The sequence below is a fragment of the Roseivirga sp. BDSF3-8 genome (genome assembly GCF_041449215.1).
Lineage (GTDB): Bacteria > Bacteroidota > Bacteroidia > Cytophagales > Cyclobacteriaceae > JBGNFV01.
The window spans coordinates 479,728-502,288 of record NZ_JBGNFV010000001.1 but is presented as its reverse complement, the minus strand read 5'-3'; the positions used below and the strand labels follow the sequence as shown (position 1 = coordinate 502,288).

At 45.1% G+C, this 22,561-nt stretch carries 22 protein-coding genes; 17 read left to right on the top strand and 5 right to left on the bottom strand.

Annotation, left to right across the window (positions count from 1 at the left end):
- The first annotated feature begins 6 nt into the window (after positions 1 to 6).
- The 14 genes from AB9P05_RS01975 (at position 7) to AB9P05_RS01910 (ending at position 14,436) form a co-directional block, all read left to right on the top strand.
- A complete protein-coding gene (locus tag AB9P05_RS01975; protein ID WP_371907137.1) occupies positions 7 to 642 on the top strand; it encodes a cytochrome c in 636 nt (211 codons plus the stop codon).
- Positions 643 to 658: 16 nt separating this feature from the next.
- Positions 659 to 2,035 (top strand): quinol:cytochrome C oxidoreductase, encoded by a 1,377-nt coding sequence (locus AB9P05_RS01970; RefSeq protein WP_371907136.1) that lies wholly within the window; start codon positions 659 to 661, stop codon positions 2,033 to 2,035.
- A 25-nt stretch (positions 2,036 to 2,060) separates the two neighbouring features.
- A complete protein-coding gene (locus AB9P05_RS01965; RefSeq protein WP_371907135.1) occupies positions 2,061 to 3,119 on the top strand; it encodes a cytochrome c oxidase subunit II in 1,059 nt (352 codons plus the stop codon).
- Positions 3,120 to 3,146: 27 nt separating this feature from the next.
- The gene (locus AB9P05_RS01960) at positions 3,147 to 5,018 is read left to right on the top strand and encodes a cbb3-type cytochrome c oxidase subunit I (protein ID WP_371907134.1); all 1,872 of its coding nucleotides are present in this window, start codon (positions 3,147 to 3,149) and stop codon (positions 5,016 to 5,018) included.
- A complete protein-coding gene (locus tag AB9P05_RS01955; RefSeq protein ID WP_371907133.1) occupies positions 4,999 to 6,087 on the top strand; it encodes a heme A synthase in 1,089 nt (362 codons plus the stop codon). The genes AB9P05_RS01960 and AB9P05_RS01955 overlap by 20 nt, the downstream gene beginning before the upstream one ends.
- 1 nt (position 6,088) lies before the next feature.
- Entirely contained in the window at positions 6,089 to 6,988 is a 900-nt protein-coding gene (gene cyoE / locus AB9P05_RS01950) for a heme o synthase (RefSeq protein WP_371907132.1), read from the top strand.
- A complete protein-coding gene (locus AB9P05_RS01945) occupies positions 6,985 to 7,584 on the top strand; it encodes a heme-copper oxidase subunit III (RefSeq protein ID WP_371907131.1) in 600 nt (199 codons plus the stop codon). Before cyoE ends, AB9P05_RS01945 begins: the two co-directional genes overlap by 4 nt.
- 20 nt (positions 7,585 to 7,604) lie before the next feature.
- Entirely contained in the window at positions 7,605 to 8,357 is a 753-nt protein-coding gene (locus tag AB9P05_RS01940; protein WP_371907130.1) for a cytochrome c oxidase subunit 3, read from the top strand.
- Positions 8,358 to 8,370: 13 nt separating this feature from the next.
- Positions 8,371 to 8,691: a cytochrome C oxidase subunit IV family protein gene (locus tag AB9P05_RS01935; protein ID WP_371907129.1), complete on the top strand. Its 321-nt coding sequence runs from the start codon at positions 8,371 to 8,373 to the stop codon at positions 8,689 to 8,691.
- 110 nt (positions 8,692 to 8,801) lie between these two features.
- Positions 8,802 to 9,464, top strand: a complete 663-nt coding sequence (locus AB9P05_RS01930; RefSeq protein ID WP_371907128.1) for an SCO family protein — start codon at positions 8,802 to 8,804, stop codon at positions 9,462 to 9,464.
- A gap of 3 nt (positions 9,465 to 9,467) precedes the next feature.
- Entirely contained in the window at positions 9,468 to 10,049 is a 582-nt protein-coding gene (locus AB9P05_RS01925) for a DUF420 domain-containing protein (RefSeq protein ID WP_371907127.1), read from the top strand.
- 15 nt (positions 10,050 to 10,064) lie between these two features.
- A complete protein-coding gene (locus tag AB9P05_RS01920) occupies positions 10,065 to 10,343 on the top strand; it encodes a hypothetical protein (RefSeq protein WP_371907126.1) in 279 nt (92 codons plus the stop codon).
- Positions 10,303 to 10,686 (top strand): DUF983 domain-containing protein, encoded by a 384-nt coding sequence (locus tag AB9P05_RS01915; RefSeq protein WP_371907125.1) that lies wholly within the window; start codon positions 10,303 to 10,305, stop codon positions 10,684 to 10,686. The genes AB9P05_RS01920 and AB9P05_RS01915 overlap by 41 nt, the downstream gene beginning before the upstream one ends.
- Before the next feature lie 117 nt (positions 10,687 to 10,803).
- Positions 10,804 to 14,436: an ATP-binding protein gene (locus tag AB9P05_RS01910; protein ID WP_371907124.1), complete on the top strand. Its 3,633-nt coding sequence runs from the start codon at positions 10,804 to 10,806 to the stop codon at positions 14,434 to 14,436.
- Between the two features lie 564 nt (positions 14,437 to 15,000).
- On the opposite strand, the gene AB9P05_RS01905 is transcribed toward AB9P05_RS01910, so the two are convergent.
- Both AB9P05_RS01905 and AB9P05_RS01900 read right to left on the bottom strand, forming a co-directional pair.
- Positions 15,001 to 15,150 carry a hypothetical protein gene (locus AB9P05_RS01905; RefSeq protein ID WP_371907123.1) on the bottom strand — a complete coding sequence of 50 codons (150 nt, stop codon included), beginning with the start codon at positions 15,148 to 15,150 and terminating at the stop codon, positions 15,001 to 15,003.
- A gap of 152 nt (positions 15,151 to 15,302) precedes the next feature.
- Positions 15,303 to 16,280 (bottom strand): M23 family metallopeptidase, encoded by a 978-nt coding sequence (locus AB9P05_RS01900; protein WP_371907122.1) that lies wholly within the window; start codon positions 16,278 to 16,280, stop codon positions 15,303 to 15,305.
- A 153-nt stretch (positions 16,281 to 16,433) separates the two neighbouring features.
- On the opposite strand from AB9P05_RS01900, the gene alaS reads away from it, so the two are divergent.
- The 3 genes from alaS to AB9P05_RS01885 are packed head-to-tail and all read left to right on the top strand — an operon-like array spanning position 16,434 to position 21,712.
- Positions 16,434 to 19,073, top strand: coding sequence for an alanine--tRNA ligase (gene alaS / locus AB9P05_RS01895; RefSeq protein ID WP_371911326.1), 2,640 nt, complete (start codon positions 16,434 to 16,436; stop codon positions 19,071 to 19,073).
- Between the two features lie 41 nt (positions 19,074 to 19,114).
- A complete protein-coding gene (gatB, locus tag AB9P05_RS01890; RefSeq protein ID WP_371907121.1) occupies positions 19,115 to 20,572 on the top strand; it encodes an Asp-tRNA(Asn)/Glu-tRNA(Gln) amidotransferase subunit GatB in 1,458 nt (485 codons plus the stop codon).
- Positions 20,573 to 20,578: 6 nt separating this feature from the next.
- Positions 20,579 to 21,712 carry a peroxiredoxin family protein gene (locus AB9P05_RS01885; protein WP_371907120.1) on the top strand — a complete coding sequence of 378 codons (1,134 nt, stop codon included), beginning with the start codon at positions 20,579 to 20,581 and terminating at the stop codon, positions 21,710 to 21,712.
- Positions 21,713 to 21,915: 203 nt separating this feature from the next.
- On the opposite strand, the gene AB9P05_RS01880 is transcribed toward AB9P05_RS01885, so the two are convergent.
- From AB9P05_RS01880 to AB9P05_RS01870, 3 genes are all read right to left on the bottom strand, one after another.
- Positions 21,916 to 21,975, bottom strand: a complete 60-nt coding sequence (locus tag AB9P05_RS01880) for a pinensin family lanthipeptide (RefSeq protein WP_371911325.1) — start codon at positions 21,973 to 21,975, stop codon at positions 21,916 to 21,918.
- 69 nt (positions 21,976 to 22,044) lie between these two features.
- Positions 22,045 to 22,233, bottom strand: a complete 189-nt coding sequence (locus tag AB9P05_RS01875; protein ID WP_371907119.1) for a pinensin family lanthipeptide — start codon at positions 22,231 to 22,233, stop codon at positions 22,045 to 22,047.
- A gap of 61 nt (positions 22,234 to 22,294) precedes the next feature.
- Positions 22,295 to 22,504: a pinensin family lanthipeptide gene (locus tag AB9P05_RS01870; RefSeq protein ID WP_371907118.1), complete on the bottom strand. Its 210-nt coding sequence runs from the start codon at positions 22,502 to 22,504 to the stop codon at positions 22,295 to 22,297.
- Positions 22,505 to 22,561 lie beyond the last annotated feature (57 nt).

The window sequence follows — 22,561 nt, the reverse complement described above, 5'->3', positions numbered from 1 at the left end:
ATATCGATGCTTAAGAATAACCTTATTCTACTGCTTGTGGCCGGAGTCTTTCTTGCCTCTTGCTCAGCAGACGGAAACAATCCAGGGGTAGAGTATGCCCCTCAGATGTATCATTCGATACCTTATGAGCCCTTGTCTCAAATCGATGATGAAGAGGCTGGCAGCTTCGTGGATTCCTATGATAATGAAACAGGTGAGTACTACAATTCAAACCCATACAATGCATGGGGTATGAACATGAGGCTTCCTGCTGAAAATACAGTTCGTAGAACAGCTTCTGGTGTACTACCTTATCGTATTCCTGCTGATACGGTCGGAAGCACCTATTGGCTTGACTATGCGGCAGCTAATCTTTCTAACCCTCTGCCTGCTACTGAAGAAGTAATAGGCGATGGCCGTCAGCTTTATAACCGTTATTGCTATCCCTGTCACGGGGGAGCCGGTCAGGGTGACGGTCCTGTTGGACAAGTATACAAAGGTGTGCCTGCTTATAATAAAGGACGTGTGGCTGAAGTTTCCCAAGGTCATATCTTCCATGTTATCACTTACGGAAAAGGCCGTATGTATCCTCACGGATCACAAGTGAGCATAGAAGATCGCTGGAAGATAGCCCGATATGTAGAAACTCTTCAGAAACAGTAAAACCGGACAGAGATCGATGATAACTGACGAAAAATTTGTATTTACCTCAAAGGCAAAGCGCAGCCTCATTATCACAGCCGTGATAGGTGTGGTCTTAGCTATCCTTGGGATTTATCTGAATGCCACAGCGGGCCATCATGATGACCACGCTGCTGAAGCTGGTGCTCATACTGAGCATGTTGAAGGCGAGGCTCATGGTGAGGTTGCTCATGGAGATGAGCATGCATCTGCTGTCGGTGAGCATGCTGCTGAAGGTGAGGAACATCATACAGCTGAATATCACTGGACCCACCGTGTAAAAGCCAACCTTTGGATTAATAACGTATATTTCATTGGCCTGGCCGTTATCGGGCTTTTCTTTGTCGCCTTACAGTATGCTGCCCAGGCCGGATGGTCTGCTGCCATACAGCGTATACCGCTCTCATTTGTTAACTGGTTACCTATTGGAGGAGTGCTGATGCTCCTTACTTACCTTTGGGGTAGCCATGAGATCTTCCACTGGACTCACGAGTACCTCTATTCAGACGGGCCTGCAGGCGATGAAATAATTAAAGGTAAAGCAGGCTTTTTCTTTTGGCCACTTGCAGACGGCGGTTTCCCCTTCTTCTGGTTGCTAAGAATGGTACTTTACTTTGTGATCTGGTACGGTTTCTATCGTATGATCAAGAAGACCATTCTTCAGGAAGACCTGCATGGAGGTACTAAATACTGGTATAAGCTCAGAAGCTACTCAGCTATATTTTTGGTTTTCTTTGCTGTAACGAGTTCTACAAGCGCCTGGGATTGGGTAATGTCAATTGATACCCACTGGTTTAGTACGATGTTCGGCTGGTATGTGTTTGCCAGTTGGTTCGTAGCTGGCCTTGCAGCCATCACTCTGGTTACGACACTGCTAAGAGAGGCTGGGTACCTGAAAATGATCAACTCAAACCACCTCCACGACCTTGGAAAGTTTGTTTTTGCTTTCAGTATTTTCTGGACATATATCTGGTTTAGTCAGTTTCTTCTTATCTATTATGCTAACATCCCTGAAGAGACTATTTACTTCGTAGAAAGGCTTGCCAGTGATCATTATGCGCCTGTTTTCTTCATCAATCTGATACTAAACTTTTTCTTCCCATTCCTCGTTCTGATGACGAGAGATTCAAAACGCCACAGCATCTTCTTAAAGATCGTTTGTACGGTCGTCCTCGTCGGACATTGGCTGGATTTCTACCTCATGGTAACACCTGGTGTGTTGAAAGAAAACGGTGGATTTCAGTTCCTCGAAGTGGGCTTTGCGCTAATCTATTTTGCAGCCTTCGCTTTTGTGGCACTACTCAGCCTTTCCAGGCATGCACTAGTGCCCAAGAATCACCCGATGTTGGAAGAAAGTATTCATCACCATATTTGATTGAAAAAATTTAAAAGGGTTCACTATGCTTAATATAATAGTCGGTGTAGGTGTTATTCTGATTGTGGCGATCCTGTTCCTGATATTCCGTATCCAGACACTGGTTGGAGTAGCTAAAGGATCCGAAAAAAAGAGAATTACCGGCGCTAACTCTACGAACGCGATTCTGTTTATTGTCTTCATGGTCCTGAGCCTTGGTGGGTTCTTCTGGTATAGCTTTGCCTACTTTGACGATTATACCCTTCCCGTAGCGTCAGCTCACGGAGATGATTACGAATTCATGTTCTGGTTGACTACCGCTGTAACCGGCGTAGTCTTTCTTCTTACCCAAATTCTTCTTTTCTGGTTTTCTCACAGGTATCAGTTTAAAGAAAAGCGTAAAGCCCTTTTCTACCCTGATAACAGTAAGCTTGAGATCCTCTGGACAGTAGTTCCTGCCATTGTACTTGCCGTGCTTGTATTTACTGGTTGGAAGACATGGACCGAGATCACAGATAAAGCGCCTGAAGAAGCAGAGATTGTAGAGATCATGGGCTATCAGTTCGCCTGGAAGGTTCGCTACCCAGGTAAAGATGGTAGCTTAGGCCAGTATGACTACAGGCTTATCGATCCTGTGAATGAATTCGGTATAGATTTTACTGATCAGGCTAGTCATGATGATTTTATTCCTATGGAAATTCACCTTCCAGTGAATAAGCCTGTTTTATTCAAGATCAGAGCAAAGGATGTATTACACAGTGTATTTGGTCCTCACTTTAGAATGAAGATGGATGCTATGCCTGGTATGCCCACCAGCTTCTGGTTTACCCCTACCAAAACTACCCAGGAAATGCGTCAGGAAACAGGTGATGCCGAATTCAATTATGAAATCGCCTGTACAGAAGTTTGCGGTCGCGGTCACTTCTCTATGAAGATCCGTGTAGTAGTTGAGGAGTTGGATGAATACCAGCAATGGTATGCTGAGCAACAGTCCTTCTTGAGTAACAATCCTGAGTACCTTGCCAAAATACCTGCAGAGAAGCGGGAGCTGGCAATGGTAAAAGCAGGTATTGAGGAAACAGAATCAACAGAAATTCAGCAGTAAGGCGTAAGCTTTATAACGATATAAGATATGGCTACAGCAGATATTCATGTATCAGAGCACACCGCCCATGATGAACATCATGAGCACCACGGTAACTTTATTACTAACTATATTTTCAGCGAAGACCATAAGGTAATTGCCAAGCAATATCTGATTACAGGTATACTGTGGGCATTCATCGGTGGCCTTTTGTCGGTAATGTTCAGGCTTCAGCTTGGCTTCCCAGATATGAACCTTGAGTTCCTGCGCCCTATTCTGGGTAAGTGGATCACTGATGCCGGTTCTATTGATCCGGAGTTTTACCTTGCTCTTGTAACTATGCACGGTACCATCATGGTATTCTTCGTGCTTACTGCAGGGTTAAGTGGTACCTTCAGTAACTTTCTGATTCCTCTTCAAATCGGGGCCAGGGATATGGCGTCCGGCTTTATGAACATGCTTAGCTACTGGTTTTTCTTCCTTGCCAGTGTGGTTATGTTCTATAGCCTTTTCATAGAGACAGGACCTGCTGCAGGTGGATGGGTCGTTTATCCACCTCTTAGTGCGCTGCCTCAAGCCATTCAGGGGTCACAGTTGGGTATGACACTCTGGCTTGTAGCGATGACCTTCTTCATTGTTTCTACGCTACTTGGTGGTATTAACTATATCGCAACGGTGATTAACCTCCGGACTAAAGGGATGTCTTTTTCCAAGCTTCCCCTCACTATCTGGGCGTTCTTCCTGACTGCCGTTATTGGTTTGCTTTCATTCCCTGTTCTGTTTGCTGCGGCGCTTCTTCTGGTATTTGACCGTAGCTTCGGGACAAGCTTCTATCTGAGTGATATTTACATTGGTGGTGAGGCACTTGCCAACTCGGGTGGTAGCCCGCTGCTTTATCAGCACCTTTTCTGGTTCCTTGGGCACCCTGAGGTATATATCGTGCTTCTTCCTGCTCTTGGTATCAGTTCTGAGGTAATCGCTACCAACGCACGTAAACCTATTTTTGGTTATAGAGCCATGATCGGGTCTATGTTGGGTATTACCATATTGAGCTTCGTTGTATGGGCACACCACATGTTTGTGTCAGGTCTGAATCCTTTCCTCGGATCAGTCTTTATGTTCCTTACCCTGATTATTGCTGTTCCTTCAGCGGTTAAGGTATTTAACTACCTGACTACACTTTGGAAAGGAAACATTGTCTTTACACCTGCGATGCTGTTCTCTATCGGTCTTGTATCCTTGTTTATTTCTGGTGGTCTTACTGGTATATTCCTGGGTAACTCTGCACTCGATATTCAGCTTCATGATACTTACTTTGTAGTGGCGCACTTCCACCTTGTAATGGGTAGTGCCTCCTTCTTTGGTATGATGGCTGGTGTCTACCATTGGTTCCCTAAAATGTTTGGCCGCATGATGGATAATCGTCTTGGTTACATTCACTTCTGGTGTACATTTGTCGGGGTTTACGCTGTCTTCTGGCCTATGCACTACATCGGTATAGCCGGCTTCCCAAGAAGGTATTATTCATTTACGAATTTCGATACGTTCGGAGGCTTTACAGACCTGAACATGTTCGTAAGTATTGCTGCCATACTAACTTTTGGTTCTCAGATCATATTTGCCTTTAATTTCTTCTACAGCATATTTAAAGGAAGAAAAGCACCTAAGAACCCATGGAGATCAAACACTTTAGAGTGGACTACACCTATCACTCCGGGTCATGGCAACTGGCCAGGTGAAATCCCTACTGTGTACAGATGGCCCTACGACTATAGTAAGCCTGGTGCAAAGGATGATTTCATCCCTCAGCACATTCCTTTCTCACAGACTCCTGAGTCTAACCTTCCTCATGAAAATGAGCTGATAGACCGCGAGAAAGATAGTGAGGCGGATATCGTAGATGAAACAAGCGATAAATAATCAATCGGATAATACTGGAAAGACCTTCAGGAGGCTCAGCCTCTTGACGGTCTTTTCTATTTATTTCCTGATCCTTGTAGGAGGTATCGTAAGAAGCACAGGGGCCGGAATGGGTTGTCCTGACTGGCCAAAATGCTTTGGTCAATGGGTGCCTCCAACTAATGAGTCAGAGTTACCTGAAGGGTACGAAAGAGAGTTCACCGAGCAACGGCTTGAGAAAAACAGGCGTTTTTCTCAATATCTGAGCTCCCTCGGCTTCGAAAAAAAAGCAGAACAGATTCTTTCTGACCCCGGTATCACTGAGGACATTCCATTTAATGCCGCTAAAACCTGGACCGAGTATGTCAACCGGCTGGTAGGTGCACTGATCGGTTTGTTTGTCTTTGCTACCTTTGTCGCTTCTTTCTCCTACCTGCGAAAAGACCCTGTCATATTCTGGCTATCGTTTCTCTCTCTGATACTGGTTGGCTTTCAGGGCTGGATTGGTTCTATCGTTGTTTCCAGTAATCTCCTTACATGGATGATCACTGTTCACATGATACTCGCACTTGCGATAGTGGCACTACTTATTTATGTATCGTTCAGGAGTAACATGGATAACATCGAGGTAAGGCCTCCAGGCAGTAAATTCAAAACTGTTTATTTTCTGATCATCCTGTGCATGATCACCATGATAAGCCAGATTGTGTTAGGAACCGAAGTGAGAGAAGGTATTGATGAGGTGGCAAGAAGGTTAGGGTACTCGGCCCGGAATCAATGGATTGATGCATTAGGTACTTCATTTTATATCCATCGTACCTATTCTCTGATTATTACGGCTATTCATGTGTGGCTGCTCGTGCTTCTGATGAAAGATCCGGGGGTCGGTACGATTTTAGCTAAGTCAGTGAAATTATTACTCTTATTAATTGTTATAGAGGTGGTTTTGGGAGCCATAATGGCTTACTTTGCCATTCCGGCATTCGCACAGCCGGTTCACCTGTTACTAGCATCCCTGATATTTGGGGTTCAGTTTGTTATCTGGCTGGTTTTAGAACGCCAGCGTAAACTAACAGCAGTTATTGCCTGATATGATTGAGGTTAAAAGCAGAGCGGAAACAACCAGCTATTCGGTAAGAGACCGGGTCAGCGACTACGTAGAACTACTGAAAGGACGTCTTTCTATTCTCGTGGCATTTTCTTCCGTTTTCGGATATGTACTTGGTGTAAACGGTAGCATTGATTGGTTGGTGATGTTTATGCTATTCGTTGGTGGGTTTCTCATTAGCGGAGCAGCAGGCACACTAAATCAGGTCTTTGAAAAAGATTATGATGCCATGATGAAGCGTACCTCTGACCGCCCCCTGCCGCAAGGTAGACTTTCGGTTCAGGAAGCCTTTATTTTTGCCGCTTCAACCGGTATTGCTGGTATCCTTTTACTGATACAATTTACTAATCCACTTACTACTAGCCTGGCCGTACTATCAATGGTGCTATATAGCCTTGTGTATACTCCTATGAAGAGGGTAGGGCCTATAGCTGTAGCCATTGGTGCAGTACCCGGTGCTATGCCGCCCCTTCTTGGGTGGGTAGCTGCCACAGGAACCATAAGTCACGAAGCACTCATTATTTTTGGCATTCAATTCATTTGGCAGTTTCCCCACTTTTGGGCTATTGCGTGGGTTGGAGACGAAGATTATAAAAAGGCAGGCTTTAAGCTGCTGCCTTTAGGGGGGCGTAAAGATTTGAATACAGCTATCCAGATCATGATCTATACCCTCTTCCTTATTCCCTTAGGGCTATTGCCTGCCTATTTTGGGATTACGGGGATACATTCAGCTATCATAGTTACTATCTGTGGTGTATTGTTTCTAGCTCAGACTTTTACACTAATGAAAGACTGTAGCAGACAAGCCGCCCTGCGCATCATGTTTGGTTCATTTATTTACCTTCCGGTCGTTCAGATCGCTTATGTTGTAGATAAGTTATGAGAAAAGATATTGCGATAGAAAGTATTCAAACCAGGGATGAGGCAGTTCAGCCTTTAAGTATGCACCCTCAGAAATTTGCTATGTGGCTATTCATGGTGTCTATTACCATGATGTTCGTAGCACTCACGAGTGCATATATCGTGCGTCAGGCCGAAGGTAACTGGCGCATGTTTGAGTTGCCAGATATTTTCCTTGTAGGTACGGCCGTTCTGTTTCTGAGCAGCGCAACCATGCATTGGGCATATCTTTCTGCCGTGCGTGATAATCTGGATAAGCTCAAAATTGCAATGATTATTACAACCATTCTTGGCTTGGCCTTTTTATATATTCAGTTTAAGGGCTGGTCTGAGTTGGTATCTATTGATGTGTATTTCACAGGCGGTAATCCTTCAGAATCATTTGTTTATGTATTTTCCGGTCTTCACGGTGCCCACCTCATAAGCGGAGTCATCTTCATGATTGTTGTGCTCGTGAAAACTTTCCGGTATAAAGTTCACTCAAAAAATATGGTCAACATGGAGATGTTGACTACATATTGGCATTTTTTGGATGGACTTTGGATATTTTTGTTCTTATTTTTGTGGCTCAATAATTAATACTTGCTAACTGTATTAACATGTCGACAACTTCTACGGTAATAGAAAAGCCGAAGCGAAGCATCTGGGATGGCGGTCAATCGCCATTAAAAGCCAGCTACGGAAAACTCATGATGTGGTTTTTCCTGCTTTCGGATGCTTTTACATTCTCTACACTACTGGTGGCTTACGGAATGATCCGTTACTTCCATCCGGCGTACAATCCTGAGATTCACGGCGCATTTGAATTTTCACAGGACTACTGGCCTATTCCCGAGAAGGTGTTTAACGCCGTTCCATTCCTCCACGGGTGGGATTTACCTCTGGTATTTGTTGGTATTATGACCTTTATCCTTATTCTTAGCAGTGTGACTATGGTACTTGCTGTGGAAGCAGGCCACCGTATGGATCGTAAAGCTGTTGAGAAATGGATGCTTTGGACAATCATTGGTGGAATCGCCTTCCTTGGTTGTCAGGCATGGGAGTGGTCTCACTTCATTCACGGAACTGATGCAGGTGCGTCTCTGGCAGACGGCACTACCATTTTCGGAGCTAACCTTCAGATTAATCAATACGGCCCTCCTCTGTTTGCTGATCTGTTCTTCTTTATCACAGGTTTCCACGGTACGCACGTACTTAGCGGTATCGTGCTTAACTTCATTATCTTTTATAATGTAGTGGTAGGGACCTATGAAAAAAGAGGCCATTATGAAATGGTAGAGAAAGTTGGTCTTTACTGGCACTTTGTAGACCTGGTGTGGGTATTCGTATTTACATTCTTCTACCTCATCTAAACGTATTCAAATCATGTCTGAACATCATTCACATGCCATACCTTCTGACAATGGAAGGGCACAGAGAAAAAGGATATTAGTAGTAGCGGCTGTCCTTTCTATAGTGACAATTATAGAATTTATTATTGCATTTACGATTGATGCCGGTACTTTCAGGACTGCCTTGTTTTTAGGTCTTACCGTTATCAAGGCGTTTTACATCGTAGCTGACTTTATGCACCTTAAGCATGAGGTAAAAGTGCTTATCTGGTCTATACTTATTCCTATGATCTTCGTGGTCTGGTTAGTTATAGCCCTGATAAACGAAGGAAGTGCGATTCTCCAGGTTAGGTAAAACCTACCTTTATAAGATATCAAGCCGGGCCTTTTGTCCGGCTTTTTTCGTGGTTAAACGGAACCTCCCACCAGTTAGCTCCGTTTTTTAACGGGAGTAAATACCCTCAAATGAGTACGGCTAAAAAGATCATTTTACTAATTATTCTACTGGCCCTTCCCGGTTCTGTATTTATCTTTCTTCATTCTTTTGGGGAAAATGAGTTCGGTAATGTGCCTGTGTTATACGAAAATGGTGTGGAAAGCAGTCTGAATGATTGTTCTTTTGAACCCGGCGTTCAACATACAATACCTCCTTTCAGCCTTGTTAATGAGAAGGGAGAGCCTGTTACTGAAGAGGAACTTGAAGGCACACTTACTATTGTCGATTTCATCTTTACTACTTGTCCCAGTATTTGCCCTAAAATGTCGGATGCTATGGTGAGGGTACAGGAATCATTAAAAAATGATGCGAATGTACAGATCATAAGTATCTCAGTGAATCCGGAATACGATACCCCTGAAGTACTGCAAAGTTACGCAGACAGGTTTGGCGCTATTGATGGGAAATGGCAGTTTCTCACCGGCGATCAGAATGATATTTATAACCTGGCCCGTTGTGGATTTCTTTTGCCTGTAGAGGATGGCGGAGAAGTGGTTGAAGACTTCGTTCATAGCCCTATGTTTGTCCTGGTGGACAGCCAGCGGCGTATCAGAGGATATTATAATGGGTTGGACCCTGAGAAGCTTGAAACTCTTGTCACTGAAGCTAAAGTACTTCTGACCAAATTTTAAGAGATGGACATTACTCAAAATGAAACCCGAAACCTCAGAATTATTGGGGTATTGTCTGTGGCCATTCCTGTGGTGGTAGCCATATTATTATTTATGCCTGTACGCCTGGATCTTGGTGCAGACTGGATATATTTTCTTCCCAGGCTTAATGCTACCGTCAATTCTGCCACAGCCATTGCTCTTATAGCCGGGTTTGTTTTTATCCGGCAAAAGAAGATACAGTATCATAAGACAGCCATGCTGGCTGCGTTTGGCCTGGGGTGTGTCTTTCTTGTATCGTATGTGGTATACCATGCTTCTGTTGAGTCAGTTAAATTTGGGGACATTGATGGTAACGGCGTATTAAGCCAGGCAGAGCTTGCAGAAATAGGTTCGGGCCGTATGCTTTACCTTGGGCTTCTTTTTTCCCACATATTGCTTGCTGCTATAGTTGTTCCGTTCGTGCTCTTGGCTTTTTATTACGCTCTTAGCGGTAAGATAGAAAAGCATCGCAAGATTGTTAAGGTTACTCTTCCCGTATGGTTATACGTATCAGTAACCGGTGTTTTGGTCTATTTTATGATCAGCCCCTATTATCCCTACTAAGAATTCATTCCATAAATGAAGTATAGTAAGAAAATATACACCTTCTTTTTTCTCTTATTTGCAGTTATCCTTATTACTGCAGGCGATACATTTGCCCAATGCGCCATGTGTCGTGCTACTGTAGAAAATAATGTGAGCAATGGCGACGTAGGAATTGCGGCTAACCTTAATTTAGGTATTTTGTATATGTTTGTCGCTCCATACCTATTATTTATGGTGATAGCATATCTGTGGTACCGTAAGAGCAGAAAGAATGGCAAAAAGATCAAAACTACTGGCTATAGCCGGGGGTAAGTGTCCCCGGTGTCGGGAAGGTAATATGTTTAAAAACAGCCTTTTGCATGTTACGAAGTTCGACAAAATGCACAAGGAATGTCCTAACTGCGGATTGGTATTTGAACGGGAGCCCGGCTTCTTTTTCGGTGCTATGTACGTGAGTTATGCATTTACTATGGGAATCCTACTTACCACGGCTTTCGTCCTTTACAACTTCTTTGATGATCCTGAACTCATAGTCTACGTACTTACTGTACCTGCTATTGTGATTCTACTGTTACCTCCCATTTTCAGATTCTCCCGGGTTCTCTATTTACATGCTTTTGGAGGTGTAAGCTACGATCCGAAGTATAGTAATTGACCAGCTGTATCGTTATCTTTTCAGGATCGTAACTGACTTATTGAAAATTTGAAGGCCTCACCCTGGAAATCCTTTTTATTATTATTTTTCTCTCTGCTGGTTTTCTCACTGGTATATATGTTATCAGGCAGGGATGCAAGTGATGATAAAGATGAGAAGCGTTTTGCAGGTAAAGTGTCAGAAAACCTTATAAAAGAGGTGGGTGAACTTGAACGCCTAACAGAGTATCTTGACCTGACTTTCAGCAGGACCGATTCAGTAAGTTTTTCCACATTTGCAAAAGATAGCCCATTCCCCTTTGTAGTGTTTTTGGAGGGGCGCTTATTGTACTGGTCTGATTCTGAGGTAGTACCGGTCTACAGGGAGGTAAAGGGCAATTATTCTTTACGCGCAGTCAACCTCAATAAAAGCTGGTTTATAGCCAGCCGCAGAAATATAAATAGGGCAGGTGCTCAGTATGAGATCATAAGCCTTTTGCCTCTTTACCGGGATTATCCTCTCACCAATAATTACATAAAGAGCAGCTATAACCAGGATGTCTTTGGTGAGGGAGGGGTACTTTTTTCAAATGAGCCGGAACAAGGGTACTATTCTATAAATGATGAGGATGGGAATTACCTGATCAGCATTCAGTTTCTGCCAGGTTACCATATGCTTGACCAACAGCTAAAAGGGTTTCTGTTCCTATTATTTCTTATGGGCGTAGCTCTGTATATCTGGGGCCTTTCCGGAGGTGTGGCTCTGTTAGAGCAGAATGTGAGATACCTTACTGCCTGGGTATTTCTGACTACCGCAATTGTGGTGCTCAGGGTAGTAATGATAGTTCTCGAGCTACCGTTCAGTGTCATAGGTTTTGAGGTATTCAACAGCCGTTACTATGCAAGTTCGTTTCTAAATCCAAGCCTGGGTGACCTGCTATTAAATTCGGTGGCCCTTTCCATTATTTCACTTTACCTGTTTTATACCCTCAGGCGCATTACAGCGGTACGAAGAGCCCTTATGAGTAACCCTATTCGGAGGTTCATTCTGTCGATCTGCTTCCTGCTTACCTCACTATCATCTCTGCATCTGGTTTTCTTGCTGCCGCGGACTATAATCTTGCATTCCCAGTGGAGTCTGGATATAACCGAAAGTATTCTTTTTGACTCATTCAGGGTAGTTAGTATACTCATATTTGCCCTGCTCGCCCTTACTGCTTTTCTAATTATCCATAGCTGCTTCTCATTAAGCATAAGGCTGTTGAAGCAAGTACCCCTAAGAGTCATTGGTGCGCTGTCTTTGGCGATTCTCGTGTTTGCTATTTTAGTCAGTCTTAATGGTGACTTCCCATTGGAAACGCTGGGCATTTTAACCATTTATGTAGCGATACTTTTCCTGTTTGGTCTGCCGAGAAACCTATCCACCATGCGGTATCCGACCTTTCTTTACATCTTTCTCGGCGTGATGGCCATGGCGTTTACAGGAGCGTTATCTATTTATAAATACGGACGCACCAGTGAACTTCGGGCTATGGATAGGTTTGGCAATGAGTTGCTTATAGAAAACGACCTGTTTGGAGAATATCTGTTGGACGAGGCCACGAGCAATATATCCTCGGACGCATTCATCAAAAACAGATTATTCAGTGCATTTGCTTCAAAGGAGATCATAGAACAAAAAATCCGAAGGGTACATCTTAATAACTACTTCGACAAGTACGATATACAAATAAGTCTATTTAATGCAGCTGGTGAACCCATGAATAATAGTCCGAGTAACTACCGGCAGCTAAGGGAGACTTATGCGAAGGAACGGTTTGAGACGGAGTATACGGGAATCTATTTTGTAAATGATATCCAGACCGACCAGCCAAGGCGCTATCTTAGTTTTATAGACGTAAGCTTGTACGGGAGTACAGTGGGCCACATAGTGATAGATATGCGGCTTAAAAAGTTTATCCCGAATAGCATTTACCCGGAGTTATTGGTTGACAACCGGTTTGTTCAATCAGGGCTGGGCCGGGATTTTAGTTATGCTGTGTATTCAGAGGGGGAACTGGCTTATAGTTATGGTAATTTTAATTACCAGGTAGATTTTCCTAAGGAGCTAATGGAACAAACCCGGTTATATGACGAGGGGAAAGTAGCCTCCGGATTTCTGCATCATGCTGTTTCGGATGAAGATGAAACGGACATTATCGTAAGTGTGCCGGCTCATAGCAATCGTATACTTATCAGTAACTTTAGCTTCCTTTTCCTGGTAGGCTTGTTCCTTTTGCTGCTCTCTCTGCTGGCACTATCAATAGTGCTTACCTTCAAAAAAATACAGCTGAATTTTGCTGCAAAGATCCAGCTTTACCTTAACCTGGCTTTTTTCCTTCCTTTACTAGCCATAAGCATAAGTACAACAATTCTGGTGAGCAAGTCTTACCGTGACAATATTACGCGAAGCTATGTAGATCGCACTGAAAACTTGAGCAGAAACCTGTCGGGCATTCTCTCACGCTATGCAGGTAACCGTGTAGACAGGGAAGAGCTGAATAATTACCTGGCTCAGTTTGCAGAGTTTACGGAAAGCGATTTAAACCTGTATAATACCCAAGGGAGGCTTATAGCCACAAGCCTTCCTATGGTGTATGATAATGGCCTTGTGAGTCGCTACATAAATCCGCAGGTTCTGAAGCAATTCAGGGACGATAAGTTTGCCAGCCAGGTTATGTCCGAGAGTATCGGATTACTACAATACCGAAGTACCTACCGGAAAGTATTATCTGCAGAAAGCGGGAAGGCCCTGGGGATTCTGGGTATTCCTTTTTTTGAAAGCCAGGCAGAACTGGACAGGCAGCTTACGCTTATTCTGACCCAGGTGATCAATGTATTTGCTTTCTTATTTATCATCCTGCTATTCCTGTCATACTTTGCCAGCAGGGTGCTCACCTTTCCTCTCCGGCTGATTACTCAGAAGATACGACGTACCAGCTTAACCGGGCAAAATGAGCCATTGAAATGGCGTGCAGAAGATGAGATAGGCCTTATGGTGGGCGAGTATAACCGAATGCTGAAAAACCTGGAAGAGAGCCGCAAAGCGCTGGCTAGGAGTGAAAAGGAAAGTGCATGGCGTGAGATGGCCAAGCAGGTTGCACATGAAATTAAAAACCCTTTGACTCCGATGAAGCTTACGCTTCAGCATATGCAGCGCGTCGTTCAGTCGGCTTCTCCTGAGGTGGCAGACAAGACACGGAAGCAGATACATTCTCTGCTGGAGCAGGTGGAAACGCTAAGCAATATCGCTACTACCTTTAGCTCATTTGCCAAAATGCCTGTACCAGAGAGCGAACTCTTTGATGTGTCAGAAGCACTGGCCAGAGCCGTGCGACTATTTCAAAATCATGAAGCTGAGATCGTAGCGGATATTGAAGAAGGTACTCATATGGTACTGGGTGATGAACAGCTTACCGGACGAATATTCAATAACCTCATTATCAACGGCATTCAAAGTGTACCTAAGGAGAGGTCTGCCAGGGTATCTGTTAAGCTTTTTACCACCCATAATCATAAAGTGAGGGTGGAGGTGTCAGATAATGGCTCCGGTATTCCTGACCATATCAGCAAAAAGGTCTTTTTGCCCAATTTCACCACCAAAGCAGAAGGTTCGGGGATCGGACTGGCCATTGCCCGGCGTGGTGTAGAGCATGCCGGAGGCAGTATATGGTTTGAGACTACGGAAGGGGAGGGAACTACCTTCTTCATAGAGTGGCTCAAGGTGGAGTAAAAGTTCACCAAACCGGGGGGATTGACTTCGGAAGAGGGAGTGGCTATTTTGTAAAAAAAACTATGAAGAAGAAAACGAAGATTTCTCTGCAGAGCCTTGAAGTTATGAGTTTCCGAACGGGGGCGAAGCCTAACCGGATAAAAGGAGGGACGGCTGTTTCATTGAATGATCCTCTGGGTTGTACTGCGTTTTGCGGCACAGGCGAGACTTGTCCGGAATGTGCATACACTGAGTATGACACCTGTGATAGGGGGGGTGGTCCCGGTTTTTGAAAAATGATTGGGTCGGTCTGAATATAATGCAGCCTGTATCTATAGGCTCGTTTTGTAAGAATCAATAAAAAAAGAGGCTGTCTCAAAAGTAGAGAGGCCTTATTTCATGTCAAACAATATTTGGTTATTTACTATTTGCATTCTGCATGGCGAAGTACAACTTCGCAAAGATGGCAACCACGAGGTGCAACCTCGCGGTAGTTACGAAAGATGAAAAATTATATTTTGAACAAAAAGAAAGAGGCTGCCTTTTGAGACAGCCTCTTTGAATTTTTAAGGGATCGTACCTGCATCATATATCTACACATAGGGGAATAAGAGTTTCAGGATCGCAGTTTTTGCGGTATGTGTAAGGGGCAGGCCCTCCACCCGTAATTTTCTTGTCAGATGAAATGATGAAGCTCTGCAGTTGTAGCTCCTTAAGCTGAAGTTTCTTTTTCATAATGGTAAAGGTTTGATTCTCTTTCTAAGAAAATAGAATATTGAACCTTTCCAAGGTCTTGACGGTGTATGCTTCGATTTGATATATTCTAAAAAAGAAAAAGGAGGGTGTTGCCCTCCTTTCTAATATCTGTAGCCTTTAAGGTAAATAAATTATGACAGAGACTGGTTTTCTACGGAAGCGAGTTCAAGTATCTTATCATATTCATTACTATTCAGCTCCTTAAAGAAGTAATGAACCGGATTTACATGCTCATTATCTTTTATGACCTCGTAGTGACAGTGGGGAGCAGTAGAGCTACCGGTATTTCCCACATAACCGATACATTCACCTCGCTTTACTTCCTGTCCCTGGCGCACATTGAATGACTCCATATGTGCATAACGGGTCTTATAGCCGTATCCGTGATCTATTACGACCTCTTTACCATATCCACTAAAATTGCTGCGTACTACTGTTACCTTTCCATTACCGGTTGCGTAAATCGGAGTGCCCCGCGGTGCAGAAAAGTCTATGCCCTCGTGCATACGACGGGTTTTGTAAATGGGATGGATGCGCATGCCATACCCTGAGGCGAGGCGTTTCAGTTCTTTATTAGATACGGGCTGAATAGCAGGAATAGAGGCCAGCATAATATTTTTATCCTCAGCCATACGATTGATTTCATCGTAAGAGTTGGTCTGAATCAGCATTTGCTTTTTCAGCTTATCAATCTTCTTGAAGGTCTTCATCATCAGTTCGCCTTGGCTCAGGTCCTGCTCCATCAGTTCCTTATATCGCTGGGCTCCACCTGTTCCGGCCTGTCTTACTGCATCGGGGATAGGGTCGGCCTCAAAGATCACGCGATAAACATTATCATCCCGGTCCTGCAGAGCAGCCATCATCCTACGCATTTTTCCCATCTCCTCGTCTACCAATTCATAGTAGAGTTTCAACTCTTCGTTTTCCTCACGAAGCTGGGCCTCTTTTGGCATTTCGAAGTTGAGGGAATACAGCCATACCAGACCTACAGCAAGGATAAGTGCCAGGCACAAAAAGCCAAGGCCATTGAGTAAAGTATCCCACTTAGAAACCTTTACCCGCTCATAGCGGCAGGTTTCCGTATCGTAGTAGTATTTTATTCGAGCCATACCTTAGGGTAATCCTAAAATCTGTTAATTTTGTGGTCGATTTTTCCTTACGAGCCACACAAAAATACCGAAAAAAATTCACATTCGGTTTTAGTTCCGTACAAGCGCTACGTAAGGGATTGAAAAACAGGAAATAAATTATTCGGTCGCATGATGGAAGCCGCTACCATTCGCCAGAAGTTTCTGGACTTTTTTGAATCAAAATCTCATCAGGTTGTCCCTTCCGCTCCCCTGGTCTTAAAGGACGATCCTACCCTGATGTTTACAAATGCCGGGATGAATCAGTTCAAAGACTACTTCCTGGGCAATAAAGTGGCTACTGCAAAGCGTGTGGCTGATACGCAAAAGTGCTTAAGGGTTTCCGGAAAGCATAATGACCTGGAGGAGGTGGGAATGGATACCTACCACCACACCATGTTTGAGATGCTGGGTAACTGGTCATTTGGCGACTACTTTAAAAAGGAGGCCATCGAATGGGCGTGGGAGCTTCTCACGGAGGTTTATGGCCTTTCCAAAGATCGCCTGTATGTGACTGTTTTTGAAGGGGATGCCTCCGAATCACTTGCGGAAGACAGCGAGGCAAGAGGTTTCTGGCAAAAGCATATTCAACCGGAAAGAATTCTTAACGGTAATAAAAAGGACAATTTCTGGGAAATGGGGGATACCGGACCCTGCGGACCCTGCTCAGAGATTCATATAGACCTGCGTCCGGATGCTGACCGCAAAATGACTCCCGGTGATACGCTGGTAAACCAGGATCATCCGCTGGTGGTAGAGGTGTGGAACCTGGTATTCATTCAGTATAATCGCCTGGCCAATGGCTCTCTGGAGTCTCTCCCCGAAAAGCATGTGGACACCGGTATGGGCTTTGAGCGCCTGTGCATGGCTATACAGGGTAAGGAAAGCAACTATGAAACCGATGTGTTCACACCCCTTATCAGCACGATAGCGGGCATGGCAGGTAAAACCTATGGTGAGAATGAGGAGACTGATATTGCCATACGGGTCGTGGCGGATCATATACGGGCTGTTTCATTCGCAATAGCAGACGGGCAAATGCCTTCAAATAACCGGGCTGGGTATGTGATCCGCCGAATACTGCGCAGGGCAGTACGTTATGGGTATACCTTCCTGGGATTCAGTGAGCCCTTCTTCCATAAAATAGTGGAGCCGCTGGCGACACAGTTTGCAGAGGTATTCCCGGAGCTGGCCGAACAGAAAGATTTTGTAACGAATGTAATCAGACAGGAGGAGGCTAATTTTCTCCGCACCCTGGAAAACGGCCTTAAGAGGCTTGACCAGATTCGTGAAGAGCTTAATACTAAAGGAGAAACAGTCATCAGTGGCGCTCTCGCTTTTGAACTAAATGATACCTACGGCTTTCCGCTGGACCTTACGGCCCTCATTGCCCGTGAGAATGGGCTGAAGGTTGATGAAGCTGGTTTTGCCCAAGAGATGAAGCAGCAGAAGGAGCGGTCTAAGAGCGCTGCTGCTGTGGAGAAAGGTGACTGGACAGTGCTATTGGGTGATGAGGAAAACGTATTCGTCGGATACGATAACCTGGAAAGCAATAGCCGGATCATCAAGTATCGTGAAGTAGCAGATAAGAAGAAGACTTTGTTTCACATTGTGCTTGATCAGACCCCATTCTATGCAGAAAGCGGGGGACAAGCCGGTGATACGGGCTATTTGGATACGGGAAGTGAAAAGATTCGGGTGATCGACACAAAGAAAGAAAATGACCTGATCGTCCATTATACTGAAAAGCTGCCTGCAGACCCTGAGCAGGAGCTAAAGTCTGTCGTAAATGCTGAGAAGCGAAGACTGACAGCTTATAATCATAGCGCTACCCACCTATTGCACTCTGCTCTGCGGCAGGTGCTGGGGGATCATGTACAGCAGCGCGGCTCGTTGGTGAATGAAAAGATACTCCGCTTTGATTTCAGTCACTTCGAAAAGGTTAGCGATGAGCAACTGGAAGAAGTGGAAAGGATCGTGAACCGGAAAATCAGGGAAAACATACCGCTTGCAGAGAAGCGTAATGTCGCTATCGCTGAGGCTAAAGAAATGGGCGCAATGGCCCTCTTTGGCGAAAAGTATGGTGACTTCGTACGCGTGATCACCTTTGATCCTCAGTACTCTGTAGAGCTTTGTGGTGGTACTCACGTGCCTGCAACGGGGACCATCGGCCTTTTTAAGATAATAACGGAAACCTCTGTAGCGGCCGGCGTCAGAAGGATAGAGGCAATTACCGGTGATACCGCTGAGGATTACGTGCGTAAGCAGGAAGACGTCCTTGCTGCTCTGAAAGACTTGCTCAAGAACCCGAAAGATGTGGTTAAAGCTGTAGAGCAGTTAGTAGATGACCGCAATAAGCTTGGTAAAGAGATAGACCAGCTTCATGCCCGCCAGGCAGGTGCTGTGAAACAGCAGTTAATGGACAAACAACAGGCTATTGGCGGTGCTAATGTCATTATCACCCAGGTGACTTTGCCCAATGCAGACGCGCTAAAGAAGATAGGCTTTGAGCTCAAAAACGAGGTAGAAAACCTGGTCGCTGTACTGGCGGCAGATATTGCAGGTAAGCCCCAGATCGCTGTGGTGATCAATGAGGAACTGGTAAAAGAGAAAGGTCTTAATGCCGGACAGATGGTGCGCGAACTGGCCAAAGAAATTAAAGGTGGAGGCGGGGGACAACCCTTCTTTGCTACTGCCGGCGGTAAGGATGTGGCCGGTCTGTCTGAGGTAGTGCGTGTGGCTGAAAAAATGATAAAGGATAAGCTGGGGGAATAAGATTCTTCCGATACCGTTACTTTCACTAAAACGATAATACCATGCTGGAAGAGTCAGTAAGAAATAAGTATGAAGCGGTTATAGGGCTGGAAGTACATGCCCAGATGCTTACAAAAAGTAAGATGTTTGCTTCTGACTCTGCTGAGTATGGCGGGCGGCCTAACCGGCATGTTAGTGTGATCACCCTGGGCCATCCTGGCACACTCCCCAAACCTAATCGTAAGGCAATGGATTATGCCATGCGTATGGGGTTGGCTTGTGCATGCGAGATCAGCAGGGAGAATATATTCGACCGTAAAAATTACTTTTACCCTGACCTGCCCAAAGGGTATCAGCTCACCCAGGATAAAACCCCTATATGTATAGGAGGGCAGGTAAATATCACGTTGGCTGGCGGACAGTCCAGGGCTATCCAGCTGAACCGTATTCATCTGGAAGAGGACGCTGGAAAGTCCATTCATGTACAGGGTGAGGAGGATACGCTGGTGGATTATAACCGGGCCGGGGTGCCTCTGATAGAGATAGTAACCGAGCCTGATATACATTCTTCGGAAGAAGCCTATGCTTTCCTTACGGAGGTAAGACGCCTGGTGCGGTACCTTGACATATGTGATGGCAATATGGAGGAAGGGTCTCTTCGCTGCGACGCCAATATTTCAATAAGGCCGGTAGGCGAGACCAGCCTGGGAAAGAAGGTGGAAGTGAAGAATATGAACTCTATCCGGAATGTGGCGCGCGCTATAGACCATGAAATAGAGCGGCAGATAGCGGAGACTGAGAAGGGAAATAGTATTCCCTCCGAAACCCGCACTTTCGATAGCGTCACAGGTACTACAGCCGGTATGCGTACCAAGGAGGAGCTTAATGACTACCGGTACTTTCCCGAGCCTGATATCAGTCCCCTAATTGTAACCGACGAATGGATAGAGGAGGTGCGCCGTACGATGCCCAGCCTGCCCTGGGAGCTTTATGAGCGTTTCACCCGGGAGTATGGCTTGCCTGACTATGATGCTTCAGTTATTACGGACAATAAAGAGTTTGCCAGGTATTTTGAGGCTATCTGCCGAGACACGACAAACTATAAGTCTGCTTCTAACTGGATGATGGGGCCGGTGAAAAGCCACCTGAATGATCATGGCATACATGCCAGTGAACTGGCTGTAAAGCCTGCGCAGGTAGCGACACTTATCAATATGGTGGATGAAAACAAGGTGAGTGTGACGGCGGCCCAGCAGAGCATCTTCCCCGCTTTGGTTGATAACCCGGAGAAGACCCCGGAGCAGGTGGCTGAGGAATTGAATCTGGTGCAGGAAAGCAATGATGATGCGCTGTTGCCTATCATTCGTGAAGTGCTGGAGGCTAATCCGGATAAAGTAAAGGCATACCAAAAGGGTAAAAAAGGCCTCATAGGGATGTTTATGGGTGAAGTGATGAAAAAGAGCGGCGGTAAAGCCGATCCGAAAAAGACAAACGAATTATTACGTCAAGAATTAGGTTAATTGATAATGTTATACGCTAAAAGATATTTTCTACTGGCATGTGTGGGATTAGCAGCGCTGACTTCGTGCGGCGACAGCAATTCTGCATCTGAAGGTAATGATGGCGAGATTACCCTTTCCGGTAAGGTGAGATACCCACAGTCGGAGGGGGATATTCTGCTTATGCGCATGGACAGCCGTTCCGGTTCTGTTATAGATACCCTTCAGCTTGCCGAGGACAGTACCTTTTCTGTTTCGTTCGACCCCGAGCCAGGCTATTACCGGGTCAACTTTTATAATCGCCAGCAGGCTGCTGTCATTCTCGATGATGAGGATGTAAACCTTGTTGTGGATGGTAATCATCCGCGCGGAGCAGTGGAAGCTTCCGGTTCGGAAGATATGCAGTTGCTTCTGGATTTTCAGAAGTTAGGACAGGATGTGCAGCAGCGCATGGGCGGACTTATTCAGCGCAACCGCATTGCTTCACAAGAGCGTGATACGGCTACACTGGAGGCCAATATGGCTGAGGCTCAGATGATACAGGACAGCGTACGGGCGATCGTGCATGATAAGCTGGAAGGAAATACAGGTAGCCTTGCCGCCATGCAGGGACTTGCCTTCCTTAGCTACGATTCTGACCGTGAGCTTATTGACCAGATACTGGCTGACCTTTCTGAGAAGTACCCTAACGAAATGGTCGTGAAGCAGACGGCTGATCAGGTGGCCCAGGCAAGAAAAACAGCCGTGGGCAGCATGGCCCCGGAGATCGAAATGGCCACTCCTGACGGAGGCACACTTAAACTTTCAGAACTGCGCGGTAAGTATGTACTTATCGACTTCTGGGCTGCCTGGTGTAAGCCTTGCCGTATGGAGAATCCTAACGTGGTAAAGCTTTACAGTGAGTATGAAGATGAGAACTTTGAAATTCTGGGGGTGTCTCTTGACCGGGATCATGCCAAGTGGGTAGAAGCTATTGAGCAGGATGGTCTGCCATGGAAGCATGTGTCTGACTTGCAGTACTTCGATAACCAGGCGGCGCAGGATTATAACATCCAGGCTATTCCCGCCACGGTATTGGTAGACCCTGAGGGGAAAATCATAGCGAAAGACCTTCGTGGTAAATCTTTGGAGAACAAGCTGGCGGAATTATTCGAAAGCTAATTATCTGAAAAGAACAGATCATAAAAGAGGCAGGTTGCACTAGCAGCCTGCCTCTTTTATTTTCTAGACAGATAGAAATACTCCTAACAGCAGTCCGTATGCTGATTATCCGAAACGCAATCGTAATCCAAAGTATCATCCGGAGGCCCGAATGGACATTGGACTAAGATACTTTGTTCATCACCACCCCTGATAGCGAAAGCTCAAGTTCTTGTTATAAAGCTGTTTACAGCCAGCTCATTCAATTTCAGTTTCTTATTCATAGCCATTTGGTTTTATGGGAATAAAAATGGCAGGCTACTTTGGCACCTGCCATACGTTTTATAGGTGGATTATCCTATGCAAAGCTCACCTACATTGGTGCAAAATCCGCACCCGAATGTCTCGCAGGTGTTCGTATTCTCGCAAGGATTTGAAGCACAGTTATAGGTATCTAACCTTGTTCCACCTTTAATTCTGTTTTCCTTTTTTGTGATAAAGCTTTTGACTTCCAGATTCTTTAATTCAAGTTTCTTTTTCATGACAAATTGAGTTTATGTGACACTAAATAAAAAGAGCGGCCCCGGGGCCGCTCATGTGAAATTATCCTATACAAGGTTCGTAGAAGTTGGTACAGTCTCCATACCCAAAGGTAGGGCAGGTCACAGTAGGTCCGCAATCCTGGCAGCTGGCAGGAGCAGTAGGCTCAGCACAAACGGCTGTATATCTTTCACCACCCTGGATGCCTGCCTTTTCTTGGTTAGTTACGAAGCTTTTTACTTCGAGAGAGTTCAGTGTTAGTTTCTTTTTCATAATAGTCGAAATTTTAAATGATATTAAATAAAAAGGAGCAGCCAAGTGGCCACCCCA

Excerpts from the sequence above, each read along its gene's own strand:
- AB9P05_RS01930 (WP_371907128.1), top strand. The coding sequence starts at position 8,802 with ATGAGTACGGCTAAAAAGATCATTTTACTAATTATTCTACTGGCCCTT.
- AB9P05_RS01960 (WP_371907134.1), top strand. The coding sequence starts at position 3,147 with ATGGCTACAGCAGATATTCATGTATCAGAGCACACCGCCCATGATGAA.
- AB9P05_RS01900 (WP_371907122.1), bottom strand. The coding sequence starts at position 16,280 with ATGGCTCGAATAAAATACTACTACGATACGGAAACCTGCCGCTATGAG.
- AB9P05_RS01940 (WP_371907130.1), top strand. The coding sequence starts at position 7,605 with ATGTCGACAACTTCTACGGTAATAGAAAAGCCGAAGCGAAGCATCTGG.
- AB9P05_RS01955 (WP_371907133.1), top strand. The coding sequence starts at position 4,999 with ATGAAACAAGCGATAAATAATCAATCGGATAATACTGGAAAGACCTTC.
- AB9P05_RS01920 (WP_371907126.1), top strand. The coding sequence starts at position 10,065 with ATGAAGTATAGTAAGAAAATATACACCTTCTTTTTTCTCTTATTTGCA.
- AB9P05_RS01965 (WP_371907135.1), top strand. The coding sequence starts at position 2,061 with ATGCTTAATATAATAGTCGGTGTAGGTGTTATTCTGATTGTGGCGATC.
- AB9P05_RS01935 (WP_371907129.1), top strand. The coding sequence starts at position 8,371 with ATGTCTGAACATCATTCACATGCCATACCTTCTGACAATGGAAGGGCA.
- AB9P05_RS01885 (WP_371907120.1), top strand. The coding sequence starts at position 20,579 with ATGTTATACGCTAAAAGATATTTTCTACTGGCATGTGTGGGATTAGCA.
- AB9P05_RS01875 (WP_371907119.1), bottom strand. The coding sequence starts at position 22,233 with ATGAAAAAGAAACTTGAATTAAAGAATCTGGAAGTCAAAAGCTTTATC.
- AB9P05_RS01915 (WP_371907125.1), top strand. The coding sequence starts at position 10,303 with ATGGCAAAAAGATCAAAACTACTGGCTATAGCCGGGGGTAAGTGTCCC.
- alaS (WP_371911326.1), top strand. The coding sequence starts at position 16,434 with ATGGAAGCCGCTACCATTCGCCAGAAGTTTCTGGACTTTTTTGAATCA.
- AB9P05_RS01975 (WP_371907137.1), top strand. The coding sequence starts at position 7 with ATGCTTAAGAATAACCTTATTCTACTGCTTGTGGCCGGAGTCTTTCTT.
- gatB (WP_371907121.1), top strand. The coding sequence starts at position 19,115 with ATGCTGGAAGAGTCAGTAAGAAATAAGTATGAAGCGGTTATAGGGCTG.
- AB9P05_RS01905 (WP_371907123.1), bottom strand. The coding sequence starts at position 15,150 with ATGAAAAAGAAACTTCAGCTTAAGGAGCTACAACTGCAGAGCTTCATC.
- cyoE (WP_371907132.1), top strand. The coding sequence starts at position 6,089 with ATGATTGAGGTTAAAAGCAGAGCGGAAACAACCAGCTATTCGGTAAGA.
- AB9P05_RS01945 (WP_371907131.1), top strand. The coding sequence starts at position 6,985 with ATGAGAAAAGATATTGCGATAGAAAGTATTCAAACCAGGGATGAGGCA.
- AB9P05_RS01925 (WP_371907127.1), top strand. The coding sequence starts at position 9,468 with ATGGACATTACTCAAAATGAAACCCGAAACCTCAGAATTATTGGGGTA.
- AB9P05_RS01870 (WP_371907118.1), bottom strand. The coding sequence starts at position 22,504 with ATGAAAAAGAAACTAACACTGAACTCTCTCGAAGTAAAAAGCTTCGTA.
- AB9P05_RS01970 (WP_371907136.1), top strand. The coding sequence starts at position 659 with ATGATAACTGACGAAAAATTTGTATTTACCTCAAAGGCAAAGCGCAGC.
- AB9P05_RS01910 (WP_371907124.1), top strand. The coding sequence starts at position 10,804 with ATGTTATCAGGCAGGGATGCAAGTGATGATAAAGATGAGAAGCGTTTT.